Annotated in this window: 6 protein-coding genes and 1 pseudogene; 5 read left to right on the top strand and 2 right to left on the bottom strand. The window is 59.8% G+C overall.

Going from position 1 to position 6,023, the window contains the following annotated elements; genetic code table 11:
• Positions 1 to 149: 149 nt before the first annotated feature.
• From I2G43_RS05795 to I2G43_RS05780, 4 genes are all read left to right on the top strand, one after another.
• Positions 150 to 1,067 (top strand): hypothetical protein, encoded by a 918-nt coding sequence (locus I2G43_RS05795; protein ID WP_195535432.1) that lies wholly within the window; start codon positions 150 to 152, stop codon positions 1,065 to 1,067.
• The gene (smpB, locus tag I2G43_RS05790; protein ID WP_006235325.1) at positions 1,057 to 1,527 is read left to right on the top strand and encodes an SsrA-binding protein SmpB; all 471 of its coding nucleotides are present in this window, start codon (positions 1,057 to 1,059) and stop codon (positions 1,525 to 1,527) included. The genes I2G43_RS05795 and smpB overlap by 11 nt, the downstream gene beginning before the upstream one ends.
• A 187-nt stretch (positions 1,528 to 1,714) precedes the next feature.
• The gene (locus I2G43_RS05785) at positions 1,715 to 2,218 is read left to right on the top strand and encodes a flavin reductase family protein (RefSeq protein WP_117746556.1); all 504 of its coding nucleotides are present in this window, start codon (positions 1,715 to 1,717) and stop codon (positions 2,216 to 2,218) included.
• Positions 2,219 to 2,307: 89 nt separating this feature from the next.
• On the top strand, positions 2,308 to 2,451 hold the full coding sequence (locus I2G43_RS05780; protein WP_006235327.1) for a rubredoxin-like domain-containing protein: 144 nt from the start codon (positions 2,308 to 2,310) through the stop codon (positions 2,449 to 2,451).
• A gap of 112 nt (positions 2,452 to 2,563) precedes the next feature.
• On the opposite strand, the gene I2G43_RS05775 is transcribed toward I2G43_RS05780, so the two are convergent.
• Both I2G43_RS05775 and I2G43_RS05770 read right to left on the bottom strand, forming a co-directional pair.
• Positions 2,564 to 3,820: an Nramp family divalent metal transporter gene (locus I2G43_RS05775; protein ID WP_195535431.1), complete on the bottom strand. Its 1,257-nt coding sequence runs from the start codon at positions 3,818 to 3,820 to the stop codon at positions 2,564 to 2,566.
• A gap of 117 nt (positions 3,821 to 3,937) precedes the next feature.
• Positions 3,938 to 4,477 (bottom strand): annotated as a pseudogene (locus I2G43_RS05770) (2,3-bisphosphoglycerate-dependent phosphoglycerate mutase); the annotation flags it as partial.
• Between the two features lie 507 nt (positions 4,478 to 4,984).
• On the opposite strand from I2G43_RS05770, the gene I2G43_RS05765 reads away from it, so the two are divergent.
• A complete protein-coding gene (locus tag I2G43_RS05765) occupies positions 4,985 to 5,815 on the top strand; it encodes a 4Fe-4S binding protein (RefSeq protein ID WP_195535430.1) in 831 nt (276 codons plus the stop codon).
• The last annotated feature ends 208 nt before the right edge of the window (positions 5,816 to 6,023 follow it).

The raw sequence follows: 6,023 nt of genomic DNA, 5'->3' as shown, positions 1-6,023 counted from the left end.
AGGACGCCGCCCTCTCAAGGCGGAGATCACCAGTTCGAATCTGGTACGGGCTACCCAGAAATGAACGCCCGGGCCTCGTAAGAGACCCGGGTTTTGTGTATTGACCGCAAGCGGCGTTTGCCGCGTTTCGTCCCGTTCGAGGAGTAGCCATGGACCTGCCCATCAGCTTGCAAGACATTACGTATGCCGAGAACTATCTGGCGCAGGGTGACCTGGCCACGGCGACGCCGCTGCTGGAGCGTCTGGTGGAGCTCGCCGAGGAATATATCGACGCCGAGTGCAAGACGGAGGAGAAGCGCCAGTACTTTAGCTTCGACAGCAAGTTTGAGCGTCTGGCCTATCGCCGCGTGGAAAAGGATCCGCGCGAGCTCGTGCAGGTCGAGGTTCCCTTTGACCGCCTGTACTCCGACATGGCGTTTGCCTATATTCGCCAGCAGGATTATGTGAGCGCTCGCAACGCCCTGATGCAAGCTGTGCGTTGGGATCCCATGAACTGCAACTATCGTCTGGATTTGGCCGAGCTGTTCCGTGCGCTCGAGGACAAGCAGGAGTGGGCGTCGCTTTCGTATTCGGTGTTGGAGCGTGCGAGCGATGGCAAGTGCGCCGCCCGCGCCTACGCTAACTTGGGCCAGTACTTCTTGGAGCCCGAGACCGAGAACGTCTCGGCTGCCGTGGGCTGCGCGCGTCTGGCGCTGCGTCTGGCGCCCAACGATGCGCATACGACGCGTCTGCTCAACAAGATCCATACCACCTATCCGGATGCCGCCGACGAGAGCGACGATCATGTGATGGGCGAGCTGGCCCTGCAGGGCGTGCCGACCTCGCCCTCGGCCGAGATTGCCATCTGCCTGATCATGTGCGCGACCGATGCCGCTAACGACGGTGATAAGCGCGAGGCGACGCGCCTGACGGTGCGCGCCCGCGACCTGGTGGGCGAGGAGGCCTGCGCGGCGATCATCAAGCTGGTGCGCGAGAGCGATGCTGAGCTCAACGCCGAGCGCAAAGCAAAGCGCGAGGCCGCGAGCAAAAACGCCGACGGTTCCGAGGAGGCCGGCGATGCCCAGTAAGCGCGAGCGCAAGCTCATCTCCAAGAACCGCTCGGCACATCACGAGTACTTTATCGATGAGACCTTTGAGTGCGGCATTGAACTGAGCGGCACCGAGGTCAAGTCGATTCGCGAGCGCGCCTGCCAGATCACCGACACCTTTGCGCTCATCCGTGGCGGTGAGTGCTGGCTCGTGGGCTTGCATATCCACCCCTATAGCCACGGTGGCGTGTGGAATCGCGATCCCGACCGCCGTCGACGTCTGCTGCTGCACCGCAAGGAGATTGATTTTCTCGACGGCAAGCTACGTAACCGCGGCTATGCGCTGGTGCCGCTGGAGCTCTACTTTAATACCGATGGCCGCGTAAAGCTGCTGCTTGGTCTGGGCCGCGGTAAGAAGCTCTACGACAAGCGCGAGGATATGGCCAAGCGCGATGTCCAGCGCGAGATTGACCGCGCCCTCAAGGAGCGCAACCGCTAGGCGCTCGACCTGCAGGGACGGTGGGACAAAAACTACTGATAACTTTGTCCCACCTCGACTTCAGCTGTCTCATCTTTCTTACTGTTCTGACACATATGCCCCAAAGGCGGCATCCGTTAGGGGTGCCGCCTTTTTTGTGGGTACATACATCCATGAGGTTCCAACCCGGGTTAGGGGAGTGATCGTTATGGACAAAACTGCGTTCTTTACCATGCCGAGCGGCCTGTACGTGGTGAGCGCCGCGGCAGACGGGCTGCGCGCCGGCTGCGTCATCAACACGGCGGTGCAGGTGACGTCCATGCCGCCGCGCATTTCGGTTGCCGTAAACAAGGACAACGTCACCTCGGGTGTCATCGCATCGGCCAAGGCGTTTGCGCTGACCGTGATCGATCAGACGGCCGACATGCTCTACATCGGTAACTTTGGGTTCCGCACCAGCAGCGACTACGACAAGTTTGCCAAGTACGAGACCCGCGAGACGGCTCTGGGCATGCCCTATGTGCCCGAGCATGCGGCAGCGCTGTTTAGCTGCCGTTTGATTGACACCGTGGACGTGGGTACGCACCTGCTGTTTATCGGCGAGGTCGAGGACGCCGAGCGCCTGAGCGACGAGACACCGCTTACCTACGATTACTACCACAAGGTCCTGAAGGGCAAGACGCCGCCCAAGGCATCTTCGTATCAGGGATAGAAATGCTCTAAAAACACTTGCATTATATTATTGAGAACCTATACTAATAAGCGAAGTACATCAGCAGTCACGTTCGAGAGGAGAACATCATGGCTGAGGAGAAGAAGACCTATAAGTTTGTGTGCACCGTTTGCGGTTACGAGGTCGAGGTCGACACGCCCGAGCTGCCCGAGGACTACGTGTGCCCGGTGTGCGGCGTCGGTCCCGATGAGTTTGAGCTCGTCGAGGAGTAACTCGCAGGCGTACGGCGATTAGCCATACAGAGCTCTGTCCAAGGGCCCCGGTCGGTTATTCCGGCCGGGACCCTTTTTGTTGGTGCATTGGGGTCAGGTTTCTTTGCACCAATTACGTCCCCATGAGCAGGACGACATCGAGCACAGTTACGACCACACCGATCGCCACGAGCAGTACCGTAAGTGGGCGAGAGTTGGCGTATTTGCCCATGACGCGGCGCGAGCTGGTGAGTCGTATAAGTACGAAGACCGTGATCGGCAGCTGGAGCGACAGCAGCGCCTGGCTCCAGATGAGACCCTCAAAAGGATTCGAAACGACCAAGCAGGCGGCGACTGCGCCGGCAAAGCAGAGCGCCACGCCAATCGATGAGTGTCGGTCGTGGATGTCGTATTCCTCGTCGAACATGCCGGCCGTAATGGTGCCAGCCGCCATGCCCGCCGTCACACTACTCGAGAGGCCCGCGAACAGCAGCGCTACGGCAAAGATGATCGAGCTTGCCGGGCCCAGGATGGGGGAGAGCGTGGCGGCCGCGACGGCGAGGTCGTCTACGACGATGCCGTGGGCAAAGAAAGTCGTCGCGGCTAGGATGACCATTGCCGAGTTGATTGCCCAGCCCACACCCATCGAAAAGAGTGTGTCGAAGAGCTCGTAGCGCAGGCGCTCCTCGATAACCTGCTCGCCTTGGCCTTCGAAGTGCATGGACTGGATGACCTCGGAGTGTAGAAAGAGGTTGTGGGGCATGACGACCGCACCCAGGATGCTGACGACGATGGCGGCTGAGCCGGTGGGTATGCCGGGCGTGATCCAACTTGTGGCGGCTTGCGGCCAGTCGACCTTGACCAGCGCGAGCTCGGCCAAAAACGACAGGCCCACTATGCCGACGAAGGCGATAATCCAGCGCTCGGCACGTTTGTAGGAGCTCGTCATGAGCATCGCCATCGATGCCGCCGCCACGATGACACAGCCGGCGCGCACGGGTAGCCCAAAGAGCATCTGGAGTGCGATTGCGCCGCCCAGGACCTCGGCCATGGCGGTGGCGACGGTTGCGAGGTATGCACTGGCGAGCACGGCGCGTCCGACGATGCGGGGGAGATAGCGGGTCGTGGCCTCGGCAAGGCAGACGCCCGTGGCGATGCCCAGGTGCGCCGCGTTGTGCTGCAAGACGATCAGCATGATCGTGGACAGGGTGACCACCCACAGTAGCGCGTAGCCAAACTGCGAGCCCGCGGCCATGTTGGAGGCCCAGTTTCCTGGATCGATAAAGCCGACGGTGACGAGCAGCCCGGGGCCGATGTGCCGGGCGATGTCCAGACCGCCATGGCCTCCGGTGCGGTGCGAGCCAAAGTGTTGTTTGAGATGGTTGAGCATGGTCGGCTCCTGCGTGCGGGCGGCGCGGCGTCGCACCGGGGTCGTACGGCGCCGCGCGCATGGTTCGAGATGGGGCTACTTGTGCGCCTTGCCCTGATTGGCAACGGCGTCGATCTTGGCGGCGATGAGTACGCGCTTGCCGGCGAGCATCTGGGGGCGAATCTCGTCTTCGAAATAAGGCCAGGCGCGGGCGATCGTGTCCTTGAGGCACTCGGTATAGGGCAGCTGGTCGGGCGCGATGTCGCGGTATTGCTCCTGGGTGTGGGGGTCGCGCGCGTCGTCCGGCTCGAGTGCCGGCGGGCAGACATCGAAGGAGCGGCGCCAGATGAGCACCTGTTCGTCGCCGTGCTCCGCGGCGGCATCGGCCTTGTTGAGACCCTGCAACGCACCGTAGTGGCGCTCGTTGAGCTTCCAGGATTTGATGACGGGCAACCACTCGCGATCCATTTGGCCGAGCACGATGTTGAGGGTGTGGATCGCGCGCTTGAGGCGCGAAGTGTAGCAGACGTCAAAGTCGAAGCCCGCTTCTTTGAGGGCTCGACCGCCTGCCGTCGCCTCTTCGCGGCCTGTGTCGGTGAGCTCGACATCGGTCCAGCCGGTGAACAAGTTGAGCTTGTTCCACTCGGACTCTCCGTGACGGATAAGGACGAGTTGCATCGTCTGCTGGTCTGCTTGGCGCGCCATAGGGGCCTCCTTGATCTGGCACGGTGTACGTGCCGTTTGCTTGACGCCGCAAAGGATACCCGTTTTAGGCTAGGAAGTTAACCAAGACTAACAAAAATGTGGTTTTAGCCAAGATTGGTGCAAGGAGGTCAGGTTTGTTTGCACCAAGGTGGTGCAGATTTACCTGACCCCCTTGTACCAAATGGGAGTGGGGACGGAATGTCTCGATCTGTAACAGTTGGCAGCAAAAACTAGCTCTTCGTGTTACAGGTTGAGACATTCGGAACCGTCTCTCGAAAACATCTCGATCTGTAACATCTGGACACCGAAATTGGGTTTAACTGTTACAGATCGAGATGTTCGGCGGGAGGGAAGCGGCACATGTCGGCGCGCCCATGCTGTCTGCAAAATCCTTACATGCCGAGTCATCGAACTGCGCCCGCACTTCAGCCGACCGCGCGCATAATGGCAGGAAAGGTTACGACGCAGAAAGGCCCTCGGATGAATCGCATTGCAAAGTACAAGGTTCCCGCGCTGCTTTGGATTGTCTTCGAGGCGGTCGCGGTTGTTCTGTGGCGTGCTACGGGTAACCTGTTCTATCTGGGCAATTTCTCCTACATTGGCACGGCGCTGGCCACAGGCACGGCGCTCTATATCGCCAACTGGAGGTACGCGCGTCATGCCGTTCAGTTTGCTGTCGGCACATATATGCTCGTCTACCTGGGCTTTCTGTGTCATGAGAATATGCAGATCGAGGGCTTTTGGTACTACCTCTTCCTGGGCTCTTTTGAGGCGGCGACCATTCATTACGCCGTGGCCAAGATCTTTGGGCCGCTTGTATTTGGCCGCGGTTGGTGCGGCTATGCGTGTTGGACGGCGATGGTGCTCGATTTGCTGTCGTACAAGGTGCCTGCAACGCACGAGCGTCGGTCGTTTGGCTGGCTGCGCTACGTGACCTTTGTGGCGTCGCTCGCATTTGTGGGTGCGCTGTTTCTTCTGGGCGTTCCCAACCTTGCCGACGTCATGTGGATTGCCTTTATCGTGGGCAATGTGATCTATTACGTGGTGGGCATCGCGCTCGCGTTTGCCCTTAAGGACAATCGCGCGTTTTGCAAGTACATCTGCCCGGTGACGGTGTTTATAAAGCCCATGTCCAAGCGGGCGGTCGTGCGCGTTACCTGTGATAAGGACAAATGCATCTCGTGCGGTAAGTGTCGCAAGATTTGCCCGATGGATGTGGACGTGACGGACAATTCGCTCGACCGTCGCAACGGCACGGAGTGCATCCTGTGTATGGAGTGCACGAAGGTCTGCCCCAAAAAGGCCTTGTAGCGCAGGCAGGCCAGATTGGTGCATTGGGGTCAGGTTAATCTGCACCAACGTGGTGCAAACAAACCTGACCCCTTTGCACCACCCCTTTGCACCAAGGGAATTGTCTCAATCTGTAACATCTGGGGGCCGAAGTTGGCTCTATCTGTTACAGATTTGGTCGCGCGCGCAGACGTGGTGTAAGAGTGTCCTGAGGTCCGTCGCTGCAAGT

Source organism: Collinsella aerofaciens (assembly GCF_015557435.1).
Lineage (GTDB): Bacteria > Actinomycetota > Coriobacteriia > Coriobacteriales > Coriobacteriaceae > Collinsella > Collinsella aerofaciens_Z.
Note: the sequence above shows the minus strand (reverse complement) of the source record. Positions and strands in the feature narration are given on the sequence as shown.